This is a genomic window from Tahibacter soli (genome assembly GCF_025717065.2).
GTDB classification, from domain to species: domain Bacteria; phylum Pseudomonadota; class Gammaproteobacteria; order Xanthomonadales; family Rhodanobacteraceae; genus Tahibacter; species Tahibacter soli.
In genome coordinates this window covers 366761-389136 of sequence record NZ_JAOVZO020000017.1, presented here as the reverse complement: position 1 = coordinate 389136, position 22376 = coordinate 366761, and the positions used below count along the sequence as shown (strand labels likewise).

The 22376-nt window shown below is 69.7% G+C and carries 16 protein-coding genes; 8 read left to right on the top strand and 8 right to left on the bottom strand.

The features are described 5' to 3' along the window. Nucleotides 1-2 precede the first annotated feature (2 nt). Both OD750_RS12855 and OD750_RS12850 read right to left on the bottom strand, forming a co-directional pair. On the bottom strand, nt 3-1814 hold the full coding sequence (locus tag OD750_RS12855; RefSeq protein ID WP_263545634.1) for an N-acetylmuramoyl-L-alanine amidase: 1812 nt from the start codon (nt 1812-1814) through the stop codon (nt 3-5). Nucleotides 1815-1968: 154 nt separating this feature from the next. Next, on the bottom strand, nt 1969-4380 hold the full coding sequence (locus OD750_RS12850) for a winged helix-turn-helix domain-containing protein (protein ID WP_263545633.1): 2412 nt from the start codon (nt 4378-4380) through the stop codon (nt 1969-1971). Nucleotides 4381-4563: 183 nt separating this feature from the next. Between OD750_RS12850 and OD750_RS12845 the strand changes: the two genes are divergently transcribed. From OD750_RS12845 to OD750_RS12825, 5 genes are all read left to right on the top strand, one after another. After that, nucleotides 4564-5220 carry an ECF-type sigma factor gene (locus tag OD750_RS12845; RefSeq protein ID WP_263545632.1) on the top strand — a complete coding sequence of 219 codons (657 nt, stop codon included), beginning with the start codon at nt 4564-4566 and terminating at the stop codon, nt 5218-5220. After that, nucleotides 5217-8108: a protein kinase domain-containing protein gene (locus OD750_RS12840; protein ID WP_263545631.1), complete on the top strand. Its 2892-nt coding sequence runs from the start codon at nt 5217-5219 to the stop codon at nt 8106-8108. The genes OD750_RS12845 and OD750_RS12840 overlap by 4 nt, the downstream gene beginning before the upstream one ends. A gap of 61 nt (nt 8109-8169) precedes the next feature. Next, on the top strand, nt 8170-10218 hold the full coding sequence (locus tag OD750_RS12835) for a DUF7452 domain-containing protein (RefSeq protein ID WP_263545630.1): 2049 nt from the start codon (nt 8170-8172) through the stop codon (nt 10216-10218). A gap of 85 nt (nt 10219-10303) precedes the next feature. Then, a complete protein-coding gene (locus OD750_RS12830; protein WP_263545629.1) occupies nt 10304-10858 on the top strand; it encodes a hypothetical protein in 555 nt (184 codons plus the stop codon). Nucleotides 10859-10932: 74 nt separating this feature from the next. Beyond that, the gene (locus OD750_RS12825; RefSeq protein WP_263545628.1) at nt 10933-11523 is read left to right on the top strand and encodes an LOG family protein; all 591 of its coding nucleotides are present in this window, start codon (nt 10933-10935) and stop codon (nt 11521-11523) included. Between the two features lie 10 nt (nt 11524-11533). On the opposite strand, the gene OD750_RS12820 is transcribed toward OD750_RS12825, so the two are convergent. Both OD750_RS12820 and OD750_RS12815 read right to left on the bottom strand, forming a co-directional pair. Continuing rightward, entirely contained in the window at nt 11534-12115 is a 582-nt protein-coding gene (locus OD750_RS12820; RefSeq protein WP_263545627.1) for a hypothetical protein, read from the bottom strand. Nucleotides 12116-12192: 77 nt separating this feature from the next. After that, nucleotides 12193-13413, bottom strand: a complete 1221-nt coding sequence (locus OD750_RS12815; RefSeq protein ID WP_263545626.1) for an FG-GAP repeat protein — start codon at nt 13411-13413, stop codon at nt 12193-12195. Between the two features lie 261 nt (nt 13414-13674). On the opposite strand from OD750_RS12815, the gene OD750_RS12810 reads away from it, so the two are divergent. Next, nucleotides 13675-15900, top strand: coding sequence for a winged helix-turn-helix domain-containing protein (locus OD750_RS12810; protein ID WP_263545625.1), 2226 nt, complete (start codon nt 13675-13677; stop codon nt 15898-15900). A 4-nt stretch (nt 15901-15904) separates the two neighbouring features. On the opposite strand, the gene ygiD is transcribed toward OD750_RS12810, so the two are convergent. Then, nucleotides 15905-16678: a 4,5-DOPA-extradiol-dioxygenase gene (gene ygiD / locus OD750_RS12805; RefSeq protein WP_263545624.1), complete on the bottom strand. Its 774-nt coding sequence runs from the start codon at nt 16676-16678 to the stop codon at nt 15905-15907. Between the two features lie 106 nt (nt 16679-16784). Between ygiD and OD750_RS12800 the strand changes: the two genes are divergently transcribed. After that, the gene (locus OD750_RS12800; RefSeq protein ID WP_263545623.1) at nt 16785-19022 is read left to right on the top strand and encodes a DNA helicase II; all 2238 of its coding nucleotides are present in this window, start codon (nt 16785-16787) and stop codon (nt 19020-19022) included. Between the two features lie 78 nt (nt 19023-19100). On the opposite strand, the gene OD750_RS12795 is transcribed toward OD750_RS12800, so the two are convergent. From OD750_RS12795 to groES, 3 genes are all read right to left on the bottom strand, one after another. Further along, a complete protein-coding gene (locus OD750_RS12795) occupies nt 19101-19406 on the bottom strand; it encodes a hypothetical protein (RefSeq protein ID WP_263545622.1) in 306 nt (101 codons plus the stop codon). Nucleotides 19407-19753: 347 nt separating this feature from the next. Then, nucleotides 19754-21406, bottom strand: coding sequence for a chaperonin GroEL (gene groL, locus OD750_RS12790; RefSeq protein ID WP_263545621.1), 1653 nt, complete (start codon nt 21404-21406; stop codon nt 19754-19756). A 90-nt stretch (nt 21407-21496) separates the two neighbouring features. Further along, nucleotides 21497-21787: a co-chaperone GroES gene (groES, locus tag OD750_RS12785; protein ID WP_263545620.1), complete on the bottom strand. Its 291-nt coding sequence runs from the start codon at nt 21785-21787 to the stop codon at nt 21497-21499. A 264-nt stretch (nt 21788-22051) separates the two neighbouring features. Here groES and cutA point away from each other — a divergent pair, with 264 nt between their 5' ends. Continuing rightward, complete coding sequence (gene cutA, locus OD750_RS12780) at nt 22052-22366, top strand: divalent-cation tolerance protein CutA (protein ID WP_425508227.1); 315 nt, start codon at nt 22052-22054, stop codon at nt 22364-22366. Nucleotides 22367-22376 lie beyond the last annotated feature (10 nt).

Here is a 22376-nt window from a genome sequence, read left to right as displayed (position 1 = left end):
CTTCAGTTCGACTGCCACTGCACGTCGTCGATGTAGACATAGATCGTGTACGCCGTGTTGGCGTGATCGATCCAGATCGCATCGAGCGTGACGTTCGCCGCCGTGATCGCGCCGTTGCCGCCGACCCACGCGTTCCACTGGTTCGCGTCGGTCAGCGACCATTCGACGTACGTCCACGTGTTCGCCGGCAGCGTCTTGTACGTCGACTGCTCCGTGCCGTCGCTGTCGTCGACGCCGACCGCCACGGTCACGCCCGTCGCACCGGTGTACGCCCAGAAGCCGACCTGCCCGTCGCGCGAGAAACTCGTGTTCGATCCCGCCGCGCCGCCGCCCGAGAGGAACCGCACCGACCACGCGGCCGTCGTCGCCGTGTCGTCGACGAGCTTGACCTGCTCCGAGCAGCTGCCGTTGCGCGCGGTCGTGCAGATGCGCTCGGACGCCGAATCCGCGCCGATGCCGACCGTGCTGCCCGAATACGTCGGGCTGTTCGTGAAGTGGCCTTCGTTCGCCTCGAACGTGTCGAACACGCGCGTCGTGCCGCCGCTGCCCGGATTGAGCAGGGTGTAGTAGCGGCGCCAGTCCCAGTTGATGCCGGGATCGGTGTGCGTATTGCCGGAATAGTGCTGGTGGCCCTTGATGCGCACGCTGTCGGGCAGCACGTTCGCGCCGCTCGACGCGTTGCCGTTGTACGCCGTCGCGCAGTTGATCGACCACGCCGAGCAGAAGTGCCGCGTCAGCAGCGCCGACGCGTTGTACATCGCGGTGGTATACCAGCTCGCATTGTTCACGAATCCTTCGTGCTCGATGCCCAGCGTATAGCCGTTGTGCGACAGCACGTGATGCGCGGCGCGGTTTTCGCGCACCATCTGCGTGATCTGGCCGTCGGAGCTGCGCACGAGATAGTGTGCGCTGACCGAGTTCGGGTTGTTCTGGAACCACGAGATCGAACCCGAATAGCTGCCCTGCATCGTGTGGATCGTCACCGCGCTCGCGTTGGCCGACCGCGTGGAGTGGTACGGCGACGCCACCCACAACGCCGGGCCGTAGTCGGTGCTTTCGGTCGCGGCCGGCACCTGCGGCTTGAGCGTTTCGGTCTGCGGGTCGACGAAGTAGTCGCTCGTCTCGACGCGGTCGCGCGCGGCGTCGAGACGCACGAACGGCGCCTTCTGGCGCACCAGCGCGTCGGGCGCGAATTCGCGTTCCCACTCGATCGCCCGCTCGGGCACGCGCACGCCGTCGTCGTCGACGCCGCGGTCGAGCGCGAACAGCACGTCGTACGCGAAGCTTTCGCGCGCGAACGACTGCAGCGCGCTTTCCTTCGCCGGCGCGAAGCCGGCATACGCGGCGAGCACGGCCGCTTCGCTCGCGCCCTTGCCGGCCGACGCCTTCGCCGCGTCGAGCAGCGCCGCGGCGCCGAGGATGTTCAGGCGCGGATCGTCGATCACGGCCTGCGCCGATACGCCGAGCAGCCGTGCCGCGCGGCCGACCTGGTCGTCGAAGCCTTCGCCGCGATACAGGCCCATCACGCCGTACGCGCGCGGCAGGTCGAGATGGTTGTCGCCCTTGTCGTACCTCGGCGTGCTCCAGCGCGTCTGCACCCACGCGAGCGCTTCGAGCTGGCCGCGCGCGAGCGTCGGATAGGCTTTGTAGGCGGCACTGAACGACGCCGGATACGCGGCGCGTTCGGCGCGCAGCGCGGCGGCCTCGGACGCGATGCGCGTCTCGAGCGCGGGGTCGGTCTGCGCGCCGGCGGCGGCCGGCAGCAGCGCGGCGAGGGTCAGCGTCAATCCGATCGACAGCAATGAACGTTGCATGCTTCTCTCCCGAAAGGTGGTGGCGTCGTTGCGATCTTCCCTGTTCCACAGCTCCCGTTATGCACTTGTGCGATGACAACGCATCGCGCCGCGAGCGTGCCCGCGGCGGTTTCTCCGGTCATTCCGATCGCGCTCCGACGACGCTCCGAACGGATTACTCGGCGCGCGTGAGGCTGCGCGCGACGAGTTCGGCCGGTATGCGCCGCTCGCCGGCGAGCGCACGCACGCGCTCGAGCGCCGCGTCGCCGCGGTCGGCGCCCGCGTGCTGCCGGACGAGGCGCGCCTGCAGCACCGCGCTGGTGAAGTCGTGGTCGGCCCACACCGCGACGCGACCGATCACCGCGGCCGATTCGTCGACGCGCCCTTCGCGCAGCAGCATCGGACCGAGCGAGGCGGCGACCGCGACCACGTCGATCGGCACGCCGCGCGCCTCGGCGTGCGCCTGCGCGATGCGCAGCTGTTCGAGCGCCTCGTTGCGCCTGCCGAGCGCATAGGCCCATTCGGCATAGGCGATGCGCAGGCGCGGCTCGATGTCGGCGGCCGGGTCGCGCACGCGCGCGGCGAGCGCGGCGACGATCGGGTCGGCGTCGTCGCGCAGGCCGCGCGCGATCGCCGCGCGCACGTAGATGCCGAGCGCGAGTTCTTCGTCGTGCCAGAAATCGTGCGCGGGCCGCTGCGCGAGCGCGGCGCGCGCAAAGTCGAGCGCCGCCGCGACGTCGCCGAGTTCCCAGGCGAGTTCCGCGCGCAGTTCGCGACCGCGGCTGGCGAGAAACGCGTGCCGGGGTTCCACCGGCAGGTCGAGTTCGGGCAGCAGCGCGAGCGCGTCGCCGAGGCGGCCGACGCCGAGCAGCGCTTCGATGTGCCGCTGCGCGAGATCGAGCCGCCATTTCGGGTCGACCACGCGCGGCAGCAGCGCCCGCGCGCGTTCGCTCGTGGCGAGCGCGTCGTGCCAGCGCAGCAGCTTGCGCTGGCAGTCGATCATGTTCGACAGGTTCGTGATCGACTCGTTGACCGCGCCGAGCTCCTCGAACCGCTGCGCCGCCGCCGCGTAGTGCGCGAGCGCGTTCGCGTGGCGCCCGTGCAGCACTTCGGCCGCGCCGAGGTTCGCGTCGACGCGCGCGACGGCGAGCCGGTCGCCGGCGTTGTCGAACAGCGTGCGCGCGCGGCCGAGGTCGGCGACCCCCGCGGTGCGTTCGGGCGCTTCGCTGAACAGGATCGTGATGCCGCGGCCCATCAGCGCCTTGCCGAGATCGACCGGATCGGTCGCGTCGCCCGCGGCGTCGATGACGGCCTGAAAGTCGACGCGCGCGAGCGCGTACTGCTCGTTGCGCACGCGCACCGCGCCGCGCAGATTCAGCACGGTCGGACGGAACGCGGCGTCGGCGTCAGCCAGGAGCGCCGTCAGCGCCGTGTCGGCCTCGGCGAGCCGGCCGGCGCGGAAGTCGATTTCGGCGAGGCGGTAGCGGCGCTGCGGTTCGAGCGACGCAAGCTGCGGCGCCGTCGCGAGGATGTCGCGCGCGGCGTCGAGATCGTTGCCGAGGATCGCCGCCTGCGCGCGCTGCAGCACCTGCCGCGCCTGGCTTTCGCGCGCGTCGACGCCGCCGTGGTCGCGGCCGAAGTCGTCGAGCAGGCGATGCGCCAGATGCTGCGCGGCGCGTACGGCGTCGCGGTCGGTCGCGGCGAATTCGAAACGCGTGTCGTCGGCGGCGAGACCCTCGGCCGACAGGCGCCAGCCGTCGGGGCCGGATTCGGCGCGCGCCCGCACGACCATGCCGACGCGGGCGCGGCGCTTGAGTGCGACGAGGTCGGCGTCGGCCGACATGCCGCGCAGCAGCGCCAGGGCGCTTTCGTTCGGCACCACCGCGACGCCGGCGGCGCGCAGACGCTCGCCGATGAGGTCCATCAGACCCAGGCGCATCCAGCGGTTGTCGGCGCCGACGTCGCCGCCGATCTCGATCGGCGTGACGAGCACGGGATTGGCGCCGGCCGGCAGTTCGCGCGGCGGCGGCACGTAGCGCGCGGCGACCATCACCAGAAGCGCGAGCAGCACGGCGACGACGGCGGTGACGACCGACGTCCAGTGCAGCGCGCGCGGCGACGCGTCGCCGGAGGCGGGCGCGTCGCCGATGTCATCGAGCGGCAGCGTTGCCGGCACGGGTTCCGGCTGCGCGATCGCCGGCACGAAGAGCGCCGGCACGGTCGTCGCCGGCACGGATTCGGCCTGCGCGTCGACCGGCTCGACGGGCGCAACCCAGCGATAGCCGTAGCCGGGCACCGTGCGCACGCACGCCTGTGCGCGGCCGTCATCGCCGAGCAGGCGGCGCGCCTGCACGACGATCTGGCCGAGCTGCACGTCGGAGACGTTCGCACGGCCCCACACGTGCTCGACGAGTTCGTCGCGCCCGACCGCGCGCTGGCGGTTCGCCACGAGATATTCGATGCAGTCGTACACGCGCCGCGGCACGACGAGCGACGCGCCGTCGCGGCGCAGTTCGCGCGCGGCGCCGTCGAGCACGAAGGCGCCGAAGCGCAGTGCGGCGATGTCGATCGTCGTCGTTTCCGGCATGACCTTTCCGTCGCGGGGGCGGCTGGCGCGGCGTCCCGCTCGATGAAAATACGCGCAACGATGCGCGCTCGCGGCTCAGTCCGGCGGTGCAAAACGAACGTTTAATTTGCGAACTCGTTGGATTTTTTACAGGGAGAAATGTGTAGGCCGCCGCGGCGACGCCGCCGCGCCGATGAAAGTGTGATGCGTTTCGCATTTCACGCGTGCGGCGCTTCCGCCACGAGCGTGGCGTATCCGGCGAACCGCGAACGTCGGCCCGCGTACGATCCGGACATGCTCGTCGCCACCGCCAGCGTCACCGAACTTCTGGGCCGTGCCCGCCACGGCGACCGTCGCGCCGTCGACGAACTGCTGCCGCAGGTCTACGACCGCCTGCGCCAGCTCGCGCACCGCTATCTCGCCGGCGACGGCGCGCACACGCTGTCGACGACCGCGCTCGTGCACGAGGCCTACCTGAGCCTCGTCAACCAGCGCGACGCCGTGTGGCAGGACCGCGCCCATTTTCTCGGCTACGCGGCCACCGCGATGCGTCACATCCTCGTCGACCACGCGCGCCGGCGCGGCGCGCAGAAGCGCGGCGGCGGCCAGGCGGCGCTCGACTGGACCGATGCCGAACTGCCGGTCGACTGCATCGCCGGCGAAATGGTCGCGCTCGACGCGGCGCTGACGCGGCTGGCCGACCTCGACGCGCGGCTCGCACGCGTGGTGGAGCTGCGCTTCTTCGCCGGACTGTCGGTCGAGGAGGTCGCCGCGGTGCTCGGCGTCGCCTCGCGCAGCGTCGTGCGCGACTGGAACAAGGCGCGGCTGTTTCTGCATCACGCGCTCGCGGTCGCGCCGTGACCGATCCGGTCGCGGCCCGCTGGCGCGAGCTCGCCCCGCTCGTCGACCGCGCGCTCGATCTCGCACCCGGCGAGCGCGCCGCGTTTCTCGCGCGCGAAGTGACCGACGACGAGTTGCGCGCGCTGCTCGAACGACTGCTCGCGCGCGGCGACGAAGCGGGCTTTCTCGACGGCAGCAGCGCGAACTACGCCGAAGCGCTGATCGCCGTGCCGGACGGTCACGATCCGCGTGAGGTCGGGCCGTATCGCCTCGTCGAGCGCATCGGCGAAGGCGGCAGCGGCAGCGTCTATCGCGCCGAGCGCGACGCCGACGGCTACACGCAGCGCGTCGCGGTGAAGCTGTTGCGCGTGGGGCTGCGCGATCCGGCCGAACAGGCGCGTTTTCGCCGCGAGCGGCGCATCCTCGCGCGCCTGGAGCACCCGTCGATCGCACGGCTGATCGACGGCGGCTTCACGCCCGAAGGCGTGCCGTGGTTCGCGCTCGAACTCGTCGACGGCGAAGCGATCACGCACTGGTGCGATGCGAGATGCGCGACCGTCGACGCGCGGCTCGAGCTGTTCCTGACGGTGTGCGACGCGGTCGACGCCGCGCACCGCGCGCTGATCGTGCACCGCGACCTGAAGCCCGCGAACATCCTCGTCGACACGGCCGGCCGGCCGAAGCTGCTCGATTTCGGTATCGCCAGGCTGCTCGACGAGGCCGAGCGCGACGGCGACACGCAGACGGGCCTGCGCCGCCTGACGCCGGCCTACGCCGCGCCGGAACAATTCGCCGGCGGCGTCGCGACCACCGCCGTCGATATTTATGCACTCGGCGTACTTCTGCACGAATTGCTCGCCGGCACGCGCCCGCGCCCCGGCACCGAAGCGACCGAACGGCTGCCGTCCGGCGCGTACGCGCGCCACGATGCGCGCGAGGCGCTCGCACGGGCGCGAGGCACGACGCCGCGCGTGCTCGCGGCCAGGCTGCGCGGCGATCTCGACACGATCGTCGCCACCGCGCTCGCGCCGGAACCGCAGCGCCGCTACGCGAGCGTGGCCGCGCTCGCGGCCGACGTGCGCGCGCATCTCGCCGCGCGCCCGATCGCCGCACGCCGCGCAAGCGTCGCGTATCGCCTGCGCAAGTTCTTCGCGCGCCATCGCGTCGGCTCGGTCGCGGCCGTTCTCGTCGTCGCGAGCCTCGTCGCCGGCACGGTCGCGACGCTGCACGAATCGCGACGCGCGCAGGCGGCGGCGCTCGCGGCGCAGGCCGAAGCGGCACGCGCCGGCGCGGTGAAAAACTTCGTGCTCGCGCTGTTCGACGGCGTCACGCCGGACGAGAGCAAGGGCCGCGCGATCGGCGCGCGCGAACTCGTCGAGCGCGGCGAGGCGCGGCTCGCCGAAACGCTGGCGGCACATCCGGAACTCGAAGCCGAACTCTCCACCACGCTCGCTTCCGCATACCGGCAGCTCGGCGCGCTCGATCGCGCGGCGGCGCTCGCGCAGGCGGCGGTCGCGGCCGGCGCGAGCGGCGAGGTCGCCGCGCAAGCGCGCATCGAACTCGGCCGCGTGCGGGCCGCGAACGGCAATCTCGACGCCGCGGAAGCCGATCTGCGCGCGGCGCTCGCACAGGACGACGCGCCGGCCAGCCGCGGCGAAGCGCGCGTACGGCTGGCCGAAGTGCTGGTCGAACGCGGCCAGCCGGACGCGGCGCGCAAGCTGCTCGACCAGGCGATCAAGGCGGGTTCGGACGACGCGACGCGCCTGCGCGACCTCGCCGCGCTCGGCGCGGTGCGTTTTCGCGCGGGCGACCTGCCCGGCGCCGAGGAGAACCTGCGCGCCGCGCTCGATCTGTCGCGTTCGTTGCACGGCGAGGAACACACGGCGACCGCGCGCATCGAGCACGATCTCGCGGTGGTGCTGCTGCAGCGCGGCGCGGCGGCCGAAGCGATGGAAATATTGCAGAAAGCGGAAAAGTCGCGACACGAGCTGCTCGGCGAGACCCATCCGGACTACGCGCAGACGCTGTTCGAACTCGGCGTGGCACACAGCCGCGCGGGCGACCGCGCGACAGCGGCCTCGTTTTTTGCGCGGGCGCTGGCGATTCAGCGCGCGACGTTCGGCGACGCGCATCCCGACGTCGCCAACACGCTCAACTCGCTCGGCGCGCTGGCGTGGCGGCAGGGCGATGCCGCGACGGCGATCACACGCACGCGCGAAGCGATCGCCGTCTCGCGCAAGGCGTACGGCGCGAAGCATCCGACGGTCGCGACGATGCTGTACAACCTCGCGTCGTTCGAGCGGTTCGCCGGCGATCTCGACACGGCGCTCGCCGACCAGCGCGAAGCGCTCGCGATCGTCGCCGAATCGCTCGGTGCCGACCATTACCTCATCGGCGTCGGCAAGCTCGGCCTCGCCGCGACGCAGTACGAGCTCGGCGATCCGGCCGCGCGTGCGACCTGCGTCGACGCGCTCGCGATCGTCGACGCGCGCCTCGGCGCGAACAGCGGCGACGCGGCGCAGGCACATGCCGCGTGCGCGCGCCTGCTGCTCGCGCTCGGCGAGCGCGACGCTGCCGAGCGCGAAGCGGCCGCGGCGCTCGCCGCGGCGGACCAGGGCCTGCCGAGCGCGAATCCGAATCGCGCCGGCGTCGAACTCGCGCTGCTGCGCGCACGCGCGGCCGACCGGTGCAAAGTCGACCTCGACCGCGTACGCACGCTCGCCGAACAGCTCGACCGCAGCGGTCTGACGCAACGCCCGGACGCCGCCGGCGCGCATCTCGTGCTCGCGCGCTGCGCCGCCGGCGTCGCGGAACGCACTGCCGCGCTCGCCGCCGCCGACGCACGCCTCGCCGATCTTGCGTACCGCCCGCGCGCGCTGCGCGACGAACGAGCCTCGTTCAAGCCATAACCGATGTCCTGCGTTTCCCCCGTTTCGCGCTTCAACCGGCACGAATAGGAGGAAACACGCTATGCAAGCTCGCACCATCGCCGCGGCGCTCGCCGTCCTCGCAGGCACCGCGCACGCCGGCTCGCCGCCGGTGAACTGGCCCGGCGCCCCGCCGTGCAACGCCACGCTGCAGGCGTGCATCGACGGCGTCGCGGACGGCCGCGCGATCGATATCGTCACCGACACGCCGATCGACGAAAACCTGAACCTGTACAACCGCAGCCTGACGCTCGGCGCCGGCGCGGGCCATCACCCGTCGCTCGCGCGAACGCGCTGGATCGTCGTCAGCTCGTCGGCGATCGCGGGCGACCTGACCGTCAATCTCTCGGGCCTGACGCTGACCGACGGCTATGTCTGGCTCGCCTACGCGGGGACCGGCACCGCGCGCTACGACGTGCGCCGCATGACGCTGACGCAGACGCCGGCCGGCGCGGCGTCGTACATCCGTGTCGCCGCGAACGGCGGCACGGTCGAGGCGACCGTCTACGACAACCGCGTCAGCGGCCGGCCGCTCGGCCTCAACAACGGTCTCGTCGAATTCGCCGCGAGCGGCGGCGCGACGCTCGATGCGAGCGCGCTGTACAACCGCGTGACGAATACGTCGCCGACCGCGGTATCGGGCGCCGGCATCCTGCTCGACGCCGCAGGCAACGCGGCCGGCACGTTCAAGGCGCACGCGAACGAGGTGCGCGGCGGTTTCTTTCGCGCCGGCATCTACGTGTCCGAAGGCCTGTTCTCGTCGACGGCGAGCAACTACGCGGCACGGCTGTACAACAACGTGCTGGTCTGCGCGCCGGACGGCGGCACCGGCATCGGCCTCGTCGTCAACAACGGCACGCTCGACGCGCAGGCGGTGAACAACACGATTTCGCGCTGCAATTACGGCATTCTCGCGAGCCAGTGGTCGGGCGGCACGAGCGCGAGCGCGGCGATCGCAGGCCTCGTGAAGAACAATCTCGTCGTTGCAAATACGACACTGTCGTTCAACGCGGCGCTCACGCCGGACCTCGCGAACGACTACAACCTGCTCAACGGCGCGACGAGCGTCGCGACCGGCGCGCACACGATCACCGCGGCGGCGCAGCTGGCGAGCAATACCGCGCCGCGCCTCACCGCGACGTCGCCGGCGATCGACGCGGCCGACACGGCGACGCTCGGCTTCGGCCTGATCTTCAACGGACTGCCCGTCGTCGACGCGGACGGTCTGCGCCGCATCAAGGAGGCCGGCGGCGGCGACGACGCGGATATCGGCGCGTACGAATACGGCGACCTGTCGTTCCGGCACACGGCGACGCCCGCGAACACGTCGAGCTACATCAGCACGTTCGATCACCCGGGCGCGAACGCGCAGAGCGCGGCGAACCTCATGGCCACGCCGAACTTCGGCGGCAACCTCGCCGGTCCCGGCGTCGCGAACGATCAGCCGTTCGGCGTGTACTACGCGTCGGCGCGCTGGCGCGTGTTCAACGAGGATGCGGCCACGCCGATGCCCGGCGGCGCGAAGTTCAACGTCTTCGCGCCGGCACCGGGCAGCGGCTCGTTCCGCCACGTCTCCACGGCCGCGAACACGGTCGGGCGCTTCACGGAAATCGACAGCGGATCGACCAACAACGTGCCGGGCTACATCGTGCTCGCGACGCAGAACTGGAGCGCCGGCAGCGGCATCTACAACGCGCATCCGATCGGCCTCGTCTATTCCGGCGCGACGAGCCGCTGGCAGATCGCGAATCTCGACAGCGGCGGCGCGACGATGCCGGCGAACGCGGGCTTCAACGTCTACGCGCAGCCGGAAAGCCCGAACGCGTTCCGCGTGTCGGCGGCCGGCGGCTCGAGTTCGATCGTGCTCGATCACCCGCTGCTCAACGGGGTGCCGTGCGCGCAGGTGAACACGACGCGGCTGTGGTCAGGGTCGACCGTCGTCGGCAATCACGACGTCTACTACGGCAGCGACGGCACCTGGCGCATCTTCGGCTATTCCGCGCTGCCTGCCGGTACGACCTTCCACGTCGTGATCGATCCGCGCCAGGTGTTCGACTGCACCGACCGCATCTTCGCGGACGGTTTCCAGTAGTCGCGCGTTGGCGAATATTCACAACCGTCGCATGCCCGTGGCGCGTCTCTTGCTGTATGAAACACCAAACGGCAGGAGATGCGCCATGAGCACGATCCTCACCGACACCGCGGCGACCGCGTTATGGCACGACCTCGTGCGCGAGGCGCAGCGGCGCGGCGCAGCAGCGCTCGACGACGAGATCGAGGCGTATCTCGTCTTCCTCCTGATGCGCCACCTGCGCGATGCCGGCCTTGGCGGCCACGTGCTCGCGCTCGACTACTTCGCCGCGCTCGACGACGCGGGCGTCTCGCGCCGCGACAACCTGCGCGACGTCGGCGACCGATGCCTGCTGATCGCCGGCCTGTATCCGCAACAGGCGCAGCGGCGGCTCGTGAGCCTGCGCTATTTCTTCGACCTCGGCAGCCGCGCCTACGCAGACCTCGCCGACGCCGCGCGCGCGGCCTACGCGGAACTGTTTCGCCGGCTCGCGGCAACGTTCGGGCGGCTGGTGCGCGTGCTCGTCGAGGTGCGGCGCATTGGCGGCGCGGACGGACTCGACGCGTTCGGGCGGCACGCGCTCGGCATCGCCGACCCGGCCGCCGCCGCGCGCGAGTTTCCGGGCGCGGTCGTGCTGCCGGCGCCGGCCAGAACGGCCTGACGCGCACCCGGCGTCGATGCGGCGGCGACAGGCGCGTGACGTAGAATGCGCGATCTTTTCGGCACGGAACGATCATGCGCATCTGCGTCTATTGTGCGTCGAGCAACGAAGTCGACCCGATCTACAAGGAAGCCGCGTTCGATCTCGGCGCGCGCCTCGCCGACGCGGGCTACACGACGGTCTACGGCGGCGGCGGCGCGGGCCTGATGGGCGCGGTGGCCGACGGCGCGCTGTCCAGGGGCGGTCGCGTGATCGGCATCATTCCGCGCTTCATGACCGAGGTGGAATGGCAGCACCCCGGCATCGCGAACCTCGAAATCGTCGAGGACATGCGCGAGCGCAAGCATCGGCTGCTGACCGGTTCCGACGCGGTCGTGGCGCTGCCCGGCGGCTGCGGCACGCTCGAAGAGCTGTTCGAAGCGATCACGTTGAAGCGCCTCGCGCTGTACTTCAGTCCGATCATTCTGCTGAACACGAAGAACTTCTACGCGCCGCTGCAGACGTTCATGCAGCAGGTGATCGACGAGCGGTTCATGAATCCGGAACACGGGCAGATGTGGTCGCTCGTCGACCGCACCGAAGACGTGATCCCGCGCATTCTCGATACGCCGCGGTGGCATGAGAATGCGCGGGAGTTCGCGGTGGTTCGCGGGACTGCCGGCTGATACGCCCGCATCACGCCGCATCGATCAATCGTCGCGTCTCGCGCCGGCGGAACGCATCGGCGTAGGCCCGCGCCGTTGCCGGCATCGCGCGCCAGTCGGCGAAATACCGCGCGATCGCCGGATCGTCGAGGAGCGGTTCGAGCACGGCGGCGACGAGGCAGGCGCGCGTCGCCTCGTCGGCCGCCGCGACGGTTTCGTGCAGCCACGCCTTGAGCCGCAACAGCTCGCTCTGCCAGCGTGCGCGATGACGCCACAGCCACGCGAACCAGTGGCGGAAGGTCGTCGCCGCCGACGCGCGCGACTCGGCCCATTCGCCGCGCGGATCTTCGTCGATGCAGCGCCGCAGATACGGCAGCACGATGCCGGCGTATTCGGCGAACGACAGCGGCGGTTCGACCGCGACGTTCGGCGCCTGGATCAGCCGGCACAGTGCGCCGAGCCGCTCGATATCGCGCGCGGCCGACCACGCGAGAATCGTTTCGCGCGCGATCGTCACCGGAACGGTCTGCTCGTGCTCGATCTCGCGAGCGATACCGCAAGGCGCGTCGGTTGCCGCACCACGGGCGTTGAGGAAGTCGTGGCTGGCGTTCATGCCTGACTTCCCGTATTTCGACGCGCGGCATGATCACGCGCGTCGCCCTGCCGGCCCGGCCGGCAGGGCCTTGCCGCTTACTGCGCCGCTTCGAACCCGTTCGCGAAGATCGCGTCGGTCGGCGCCGGTTCGTAGAAATAGGCCGCGCCCTGGTACGCGTTGCCGTTGTTCGCCAGCGCCTGGCCGACCACGAAACTGCCGCCCGACAGCGCGACGGCATAGCCGAACGCCGAACCCTGACCCGACACGGCGTCGGCCGGGACGATCTTGTCGGCTTGCGTCCACGTGCCGCCGCTGCGCACGAACCGGTACGCGGTGCCGTTGCTCGCATCGAAGAACGGCGCGGTGACGATCGCGTCGTCGCCGTCGACGGCGAGCGCGATGCCGAACACGTCGAAGAACTGGCCGTCGTCGGCGACGAGCTTCTGCGTCTGCGTCCACGTGCCGCCGGTCTTCTCGTACGCGTAGACCGCGCCCTGGAACGGGTTGCCGACCGTCGCGAACGGCGAGCTGACGAGCGCCGTCGTGCCGTCGAACGCGACCGAATAGCCGTAGTTTTCGCCCGCGACGCCGTCGTCGGCCGCGATGCGCTGGCCTTGCGTCCACGTGCCGCCGGCACCGTCGAAGAACACCGCCGCACCCTGCGTGGCGTCGCCGTTGGGTATGGTGACGAGCGCCGTCGTGCCGTGGAGGGCCACCGAGTAACCGAACTGGTCGTTCGCGGCACCGGCCGAATCGACGAGTTTCGCGGCCTGTGTCCATGTGCCGCCGGCGCGCGCGAACACGTAGGCCGCGCCCTGCGAACCGTTGGCGCCGATGTCCGAACCGCGCGAGCCGACGATCGCCAGATCGCCGTCGACGGCGATCGACCATCCGAACTGGTCGCCGGCCGCGCCGTCGTCGGCGACGAGCTTCTGCACCTGCGTCCAACCGCCGGGGCCGCGCGTGAACACGTAGACGGCGCCCTGGTTGACGTTCTTGCCGACGTCGCCGAAGGCTGCCGCGACGAGCGCGGTGTCGCCGTCGAGCGCGACGGCGTAGCCGAACTGGTCGTCGTCCGTACCGTCGCTCGGCACGAGTTTCTGCGCGAACGACCACAGCCGTGCCGTGCGCGTGTAAACGTAGGCCGCGCCGGGGCCGCCGTTGGAAGTGCCGGTCGGCGCGGCGGTGCCCTGCGCCGCGCCGATCAGCGCGACGTCGCCGTCGATCGCGGCGGAAAAGCCGAACACGTCGCCGGCCGCGCCGTCGTCGGCACCGACCTTCTGCTCCCACCATTCGTCGACCCCGAGCGTCGACATGACGCTCGACGTACAGACGGATGGACGGATAGACGTGCAGGCGCCGCGGGGCGCTGCGAATGCACCGATGCTCGCGGCGCAGAGAATCAGGCAAGCGGAAAACTTCTGAACGTTCAAGCGCAACCCTCCCGATGGTGTTTCTCGTCGCTCTCGCGTCGAGGCGAGGCGGCGGCGAGTATCGGGACGGCCCTCCTACTCTCGCCTCCCAGGGGCGTGTAAATTGCGTGTGATTTGAGTGTGAGACCGCGGTACCGCCTGAAGATGACCCGCAAACCCGAGCCCGAGAGCGGCACGCGCTACGTCTTCGGCCCGTTCGAGCTGGACGTCGCCGAGCGCCGGCTGCGCCGCGACGGCGCCGACGTGGCGCTGACCCGCAAGACCTTCGACCTGCTGCTCGCGCTGATCGAAAACGCCGGGCACCTGCGCTCGCGCGACGCGCTGATCGCGGCGCTGTGGCCCGACACGATCGTCGAGGAGCACAGCCTGACGTGGAACCTCTCCGCGCTGCGCAAGGCGCTCGGCGATACCGGCGACGCGCCGCAGTACATCGAGACGGTGCGCGGCCACGGCTATCGCTTCATCGCGCCGCTGCACGAACCCGCGCCGGCCGCGCCCGAAGCGGTCGTGCCGGCCGAACCCGTCGCGACGCCCGAACCCGGTCCGCGCGCGACGTCCGCGGCGGATCGGGCAAGCATGACGCCGAACGCGCCGCCGCCGCGCTCGATCGGATTCGTCGCGGCCGGCCTCGTGGCGCTCGCGATTGCGATCGCGAGCATCGTCGTGTGGCGCGACGCGATACGCCTGCAAGCGCCGAAGCCGCCGGCGACCGCGACGGGGCCGTCGCCGCGATCGGTCGCCGTGCTGCCGTTCGAAAACCTCAGCGCCGATCCCGGCAACGCGTACTTCGCGAGCGGCATCCAGGAAACGATCTTGACGAAGCTCGCCGGCATCGGCGCGCTGCGCGTCGTATCGCGCGCCTCGACCGAGCACTACCAGAGCCATCCGGACGACCTGCCGGCGATCGTCGCGCAGCTCGGCGTCGCGACCGTGCTCGAAGGCAGCGTGCAGCGTTCCGGCGACCAGGTGCTCATCAACGTGCAGCTGATCGACGGCCGCAACGGCGACCATCTGTGGGCGCAGTCGTATACGCGCACGCTCGATCAGGCATTCGAAGTGCAGCGCGACGTCGCCGAACAGGTGGCCGCGGCGCTCGAGGCGCAGCTCCTGCCGAGCGAGGCCACGCGCGTGGCGAGCCTGCCCACGCGCGACGCGATCGCGTACGACCTGTTCCTCCAGGCCGAATACGCGGCGCTGCAGATCGAGTCGGGCAACGCGACGAGCCCGGCCGGATCGACCGCGATCGCGCGCGAGTTCTATGCGAAGGCGATCGCGCGCGATCCGAAGTTCGCGCTCGCCTATGCGCGGCTGTCGTATCTGGAAAGCCACGCGTACTGGCTCGACATCGATCACACGCCGGAACGCGCGGCGGCCGGCCGCGTCGCCGCCGAACGCGCGCTCGAACTCGAACCCGACCTGGCGCTCGCGCACGTCGCGATGGGCTACGCGCACTACTACGGGCGGCGCGACTACGCCGCGGCGCTGGCCGAGTTCGAACGCGCGCGGCGCGACCTGCCCAACAACGCCGACGTCAACGCGTCGATCGCGAACGTCGATCGCCGGCTCGGCCGCTGGGAGGCGGCGCTCGTCGGCTACGAGCGCGCGTCGGTGCTCGATCCGCGCAACCCGCAGTTTCCGGCGCTGCTCGGCGACAGCCTGACGATGCTGCGCCGCTACGACGAAGCCGAAGCGGCCTACGACCGCGCGCGCGCGGTCAATCCGAACAGCTACGCCGCATCGCTGTCGCAAGGGCTTTGCATCCTTCTGCGCGGCGACGTCGAGCGCGCGCGGCGCGCGCTCGACGCGATACCGCCCGGCGTCGATCCCGAAGGCCTCGCGTCGGCCCTGCGCTTCGCCGCCGCGTGGGCGGCGAGCGACTTCGACGCGGCGATCGCCATCCTCGACGGCGCGCCGGCCCTGATCGAAGCGCCGTGGACGCCCGGCTACGTCCCGTCGAGCCTGTTGCGCGCGCAGGCGCTGCAGGCGCGCGGCGACGAAGCCGGCGCGCAACGCGAGTACGGCGTCGCGCGCGGCCTGCTGCAATCGATGTTCGATGCGCAGCCGGACAATCCCGCCGTCGTGAGCCTCCTCGGCCTCGCCCAGGCCGGACTGCGCGAAAAAGATGCCGCGATCCGCTCGGGCAAGCGCGCCGTGGATCTGCTGCCCGTGAGCCAGGACGCGGTCGACGGGCCGTACTATCCGGCGACGCTCGCGGAGATCCATCTGCGGCTCGGCGACGTCGACGAAGGCGCGGCGATCGTGCGCGAACTGCTCGCGCTGCCGGCCGGACGCGTCGTGTCGATGCCGCTGGTCGAACGCGATCCGCGCTACCGCGCCGTCGCCGCGCGGCTGCGCGGCGATGCGCGGTGAGCGTTCATCCGAACCGCACGCAGCGCATCGACAGCGACGCCATGTCGAAACCGTCGATCGGAAACGCGACCGCGTCGCCGCCGCCCGCGCCGATCGCGTACATCAGCGGCAGATAGTGCTCGGGCGTCGGATGCGCGTCGCGTCCGGTTTCGCTGTCGAGCGCATTTTCCAGAAAGTCGCGATCGCCGCGTTCGAGCGCTTGCGCGACGTCGGCGTCGAACGCGATCGCCCAGTCGGGCGTCGCGCGGTCGCCCGCGCGCCACGCGCGAAACGCGTGCGCGAGGTTGTGCACGAGATTGCCGCTCGCGACGATCAGCACGCCGCGCTCGCGCAGCGGCATCATTCGCGCGCCGAGTTCGACGTGTTCGCGCATCGTCAGGCGCGTGTCCATCGACAGCTGCACGACCGGCACGTCAGCGTCGGGAAACAGATGCCGCAGTACGCTCCACGTGCCGTGATCGAGGCCCCAGTCGCGCGTGGCGAGCACCTGCCCCTGCGACAGCGCGACGACGTCGGCGGCCAAGGCGGGATCGCCCGGCGCCGGATACTGCACCTCGTACAGCGGTTCGGGAAATCCGCCGAAGTCGTGAATCGTCTTCGGATGCTCCTGCGCCGTGACGGCGCTCGCCGGCAGATACCAGTGCGCCGAGATCGCGAGCACCGCGCGCGGTTTCGCGAGCGACCGGCCGAGCGCGCGAAAGCCGCGGCTCCAGCGATTGTCGTCGATCGCGTTCATCGGCGTGCCGTGGCCGACGAACAGCACAGGTTGCCCGGGCATCGATTGCGTCCGCGTTCGCGATGACGACCGAGCGTACGCCGCGTTCCGCGCACCCGCAACGCGCGCGCGTCCGCATGCGGTCGGCGCACTCGGATAAAATCGCTCGATGGACGTCTCCCACCTGCTCGATCACTTGAACCCGGCTCAGCGCGAAGCGGTCAGCGCGCCGAGCGGCCACTACCTCGTACTCGCCGGCGCCGGCTCCGGCAAGACGCGCGTACTGATCCACCGCATCGCGTGGCTGCTCGAAGTCGAGCGCGTGTCGCCGTACTCGATACTCGCGGTGACGTTCACGAACAAGGCCGCCGGCGAAATGCGCGGGCGCTGCGAACACCTGATCGAGCACGGCACGCGCGGCCTGTCGATCGGCACGTTCCACGGCATCGCGCACCGCCTCTTGCGCCGCCACTGGCGCGAGGCGCGCCTGCCCGAAACGTTTCAGATTCTCGACGCCGACGACCAGCAGCGGCTCGTCAAGCGCGTGATCCAGAGCCTCGACCTCGACGAGGCGCGCTGGCCCGCGCGCCAGGCGACGTGGTTCATCAACAACGCGAAGGACGAAGGCAGGCGGCCCGACGCGATCGAGCACGGCGACAACCCGGTCACGCGCACGCTGCTCGACATCTATCGCGACTACGAAGCGGTGTGCAAACGCTCGGGCCTCGTCGATTTCGCCGAGCTGCTGCTGCGCGCGCACGAGCTGTGGCTCGAAGACGCGTCGCTGCTGGCGCACTACCAGGAACGCTGGCGGCACCTGCTGATCGACGAGTTCCAGGATACGAACAGCCTGCAGTACGCGTGGATCCGCGTGCTCGCCGGCAACACCGGCCGCGTGTTCGTCGTCGGCGACGACGACCAGGCGATCTACGGCTGGCGCGGCGCGAAGGTCGAGAACGTGCAGCAGTTCCTGCGCGACTATCCGAGCGCGAAAACGATCCGCCTCGAGCAGAACTACCGCTCGACCGCGACGATCCTCAAGGCCGCGAACGCGGTGATCGCGCACAACCCGAGCCGCCTCGGCAAGCAATTGTGGACTTCGGGAGAAAGCGGCACGCCGATCCAGCTTTACGCGGCTTACAACGAGCAGGACGAGGCGCGCTACGTCGTCGAGCGCATCCGCGAGTACGTCGCGGGCGACGGCGCGGCGTCGGACGTGGCCATCCTGTATCGCTCGAACGCGCAGTCGCGCGTGTTCGAAGAACAGTTCAACCAGTACCGCATGCCGTATCGCGTGTACGGCGGCCAACGCTTCTTCGATCGCGCGGAAATCAAGGACGCGCTCGCCTACCTGCGCATCGTCGCCAACCGCCACGACGACGCGGCGTTCGAGCGAACGGTGAACACGCCGCCGCGCGGCATCGGCGAGCGCACGCTCGATCTCGTGCGCCAGAGCGCGCGCCGCAACGCCAGTTCGCTGTGGGAAGCCGCGCTCGGCGCGCTGTCGGGCAACGAGCTCGCGTCGCGCAGCAAGTCGGCGCTGCGCGCGTTCGTCGAGCTGACCGAGAAGCTCGCGCGCGAATGCCTGGGGCCGGCGCGCGCGGTCGCGGCGGCGGCGCCCGACCTCCTCACCGGATCGGCGATCGCCGAAGAAGACGCCGGCATCACGCTCGCCGAGCAGATGGATCACGTCATCGTGCAGACGGGCCTGCGCGACTACTACGAGAAGGATGCGCGGGGCAGCGCCGAAACGCGCGTGGAGAACCTCGACGAACTCGTGAACGTCGCGAGCCGCTTCAAGCTCACGCAGGAAGACAAAGAGGCGAACCTGACCGAACTCGCGGCGTTCCTGTCGCACGCGGCGCTCGAAGCCGGCGAAGGCCAGGCCGATCCGGGCAAGGACTGCGTGCAGCTCATGACCTTGCACACGGCGAAGGGGCTCGAGTTTCCGGTCGTGTTTCTCGTCGGCATGGAAGACGGCCTGTTTCCGAGCGATCGCTCGCTCAACGAGCCCGGCCGGCTCGAAGAAGAACGCCGCCTCGCGTACGTCGGCATCACGCGCGCACGCGAGCTGCTCACGTTGAGCTATGCCGAATCGCGAAGGCTGCACGGTTCGGAAAGCTATCAGCGGCCGTCGCGGTTTCTCTCGGAAATTCCGCCGAACCTCGTCACCGAAGTGCGCCCGCGCGTGCAGGTGAGCCGGCCCGCATACACGAGCCGCTACGCGACGCCGATCGAAGAGGATCGCGCGCTCAAGCTCGGCCAACGCGTGGTGCATGCGACGTTCGGCAGCGGCGTCGTGACCGACTACGAAGGCGCCGGCGAACACACGCGCGTGCAGGTGAACTTCGAGAACGCCGGATCGAAGTGGCTCGTGCTCGCCTACGCGAAGCTCGAGACGGCCTGATTCGATCCGGCTTTTTTCAGTCGCTGCCCTGTCGCGGCGCCGCGCCGTCCGTGCGCGGCGCCGCAGACCCGGCTGTTCTTACGAGTCGGAATCGCGCGACGCGACGTTGCGCGCATACAGCTGCTGCCCGTCTTCCTGCGCCTTGACGGCGGCGGCGAGCGATTCGTAGCGGCGCTGACCGACGGCCGCGACGAACTTGGCTTTCATCTGCGCGTACGAGGCCTTGAATTCGGGATAGGCGCCGGACGCGCCGAGCACCATCGCCACCTGGCGCGCGCTCATATCGGTTTCGGCGGCGAGATCGTTGAGGTCGATGTGCTGCTTGCCGGCGAACGCGGGGGAAGCGGCGAGAATCAGCGCGAGGGTCAAGAAGGAAGCTTTCATGGTCGTCTCCTGGGCCGGCAGGCGGGCCGGCAATGCCGTTTGCGAGTGGGCGCGATCGTTGATCGCCAGCCGGTGCGTTTTTCTCTTCGCGTCGGCATGACTCACTAGACGCCGTTCGGGCGCAAAAGGCTGCATCGAAATGCAATGAGCGCAGGAATCGCATCACGAACACGGGACTTTCGGCAGCGCTGCAACGAGGTCACGTACTTTCGGCAGGGGTGTGCGCGAATGCCTCGCGCAAACTTCGCAACGCGAACCGTCGCGTTTGAAAACGTCGCGGAAAATAAAAAAGCCCCGCGTCTCCGCGGGGCTTTGCCTTGCTGACTTTATCGGCGCTTGCGCGTCGATCAGAAGTCCATGCCGCCCATGCCGCCCATGCCGCCGCCACCGCCGTGGTCGTGGCCGCCGGCCGCCGCTTCCTTCTTCGGCGCTTCGGCGACCATCGCTTCGGTCGTGATCATGAGGCCGGCGATCGAAGCCGCGTTCTGCAGCGCCGAGCGCGTGACCTTGGTCGGATCGAGGATGCCGAACGCGATCATGTCGCCGTATTCGCCGGTCGCGGCGTTGTAGCCGTAGTTGCCCTTGCCTTCGACGACCTTGTTCAGCACGACCGACGGCTCTTCGCCGCAGTTCGACACGATTTCGCGCAGCGGCGCTTCCATCGCGCGCTTGGCGATGTTGATGCCGTGGTTCTGGTCTTCGTTGTCGCCCTTGACCGCCGAGATGTTCTGCAGCGCGCGGATCAGCGCGACGCCGCCGCCCGGCACGACGCCTTCTTCAACGGCCGCGCGCGTGGCGTGCAGCGCGTCTTCGACGCGAGCCTTCTTTTCCTTCATTTCGACTTCCGTCGCGGCGCCGACCTTGATCACCGCCACGCCGCCGGCGAGCTTCGCCACGCGTTCCTGCAGCTTCTCGCGGTCGTAGTCGGAGCTCGTCTCTTCGATCTGCGCCTTGATCTGCTTGATGCGCGACTGGATCGTCTCGCTTTCGCCGGCGCCGTCGATGATCGTGGAGTTTTCCTTCGACACGACGATCTTCTTGGCGCGGCCCAGATCCTTGATCGTGGCCTTCTCGAGCTGCAGGCCGACTTCTTCGGAGATCACGGTGCCGCCGGTCAGGACGGCCATGTCTTCGAGCATCGCCTTGCGACGGTCACCGAAGCCCGGCGCCTTGACGGCGCAGACCTTGACGATGCCGCGAATCGTGTTGACCACGAGGGTGGCCAGCGCTTCGCCTTCCACTTCCTCGGCGACGATCAGCAGCGGCTTGCCGGCCTTGGCGACGCCTTCGAGCACCGGCAGCAGTTCGCGGACGTTCGAGATCTTCTTGTCGTGCAGCAGAATGTACGGATCGTCGAGTTCGGCCTGCATCGACTGCTGGTTGTTGATGAAGTACGGCGACAGGTAGCCGCGGTCGAACTGCATGCCTTCGACGACGTCGAGTTCGTTGTCCAGGCCCGAGCCTTCTTCAACGGTGATGACGCCTTCCTTGCCGACCTTGTTCATCGCGGTGGCGATGATTTCGCCGATGTTCGCGTCGGAGTTGGCCGAGATCGTGCCCACCTGCGCGATCGCCTTGTCGTCGGCGGTCGGCTTGGACAGCGCCTTGAGCTCGGTCACGGCGGCCGAGACGGCCTTGTCGATGCCGCGCTTGAGGTCCATCGGGTTCATGCCGGCGGCGACCGCCTTCATGCCTTCGCGGATCAGCGCCTGCGCCAGGACCGTGGCGGTCGTGGTGCCGTCGCCGGCGACGTCGGAGGTCTTGGAAGCGACTTCCTTGACCATCTGCGCGCCCATGTTCTCGAACTTGTCGGCGAGTTCGATTTCCTTGGCGACGGAGACGCCGTCCTTGGTGATCGTCGGCGCGCCGAAGCTCTTTTCGAGCACGACGTTGCGGCCCTTCGGACCGAGCGTGGCCTTGACGGCGTTGGCGAGAACGTTGACGCCGCGGACCATGCGGGCGCGCGCGTCTTCGCTGAAGCGGATTTCTTTGGCTGCCATGTTGAATCTACCTTTGATTTTTCTGATGGGGAAAGACGTGGACGAAAGACGTTACGGACCGGGCTGCGAGTGACGCGCCGCGAGCTCCGCTCAGCCTTCGATCACCGCCATGATGTCTTCTTCGCGCATGACCAGCAGTTCCTCGCCGTCCACCTTGACCTCGGTGCCCGAGTACTTGCCGAACAGCACCTTGTCGCCGGCCTTGACGGCGATCGGACGGACCTTGCCGTCTTCCAGGATCTTGCCGGTGCCGGCGGCCACGACTTCGCCGCGGATCGGCTTTTCGGTCGCGCTGTCGGGGATGACGATGCCGCCGGCCGAGACGCGCTCTTCTTCCATGCGCTTGATGATGACGCGGTCGTGCAACGGACGAAGCTTCATGTGAACTCCCTCAAAGTGTTGAACAAAGGACTGAAACGAAACGAGTTTACCCCGGTTGTTAGCACTCGGGATAGGTGAGTGCCAATTTTAGCCGGAAGTTGTGACGACGCAATGCCGTCGACGTGGCCGACACGTTGGGCGGCCGGCCGCCCCTTTCAAGGGGCCACAGGCCGCGGCCTGCCGGAATTCGCACACGGCGGTCCTGGTGCCGCCCCCGGCCCAGGCGGTATCGTCGCGCCCCCTGTCGCCCGCCGGATGAGCGCCATGTCCGCGCTGATCGTCTATTGCACCGTCCCGGATCAGGACGTCGCCGACCGCCTCGCGCGGCGGCTCGTCGCCGAGCGCCTGGCCGCGTGCGTCAATCGCATCACGGGCGTCGTGTCCACCTATGCCTGGCAAGGCGAGATCAGGACCGACGCGGAGTTGCTGCTGCTGATAAAGACCACACGTGAACGGTTCGACGCGCTGCGCGCGTGCATCGTCGAGCTGCATCCGTATGAACTTCCCGAAATCGTCGCGGTCGATGTCGCCCTGGGGCTTCCCGACTACCTGGCCTGGATTGAAAGCGCGACCGCGTAGCACCGGTCTG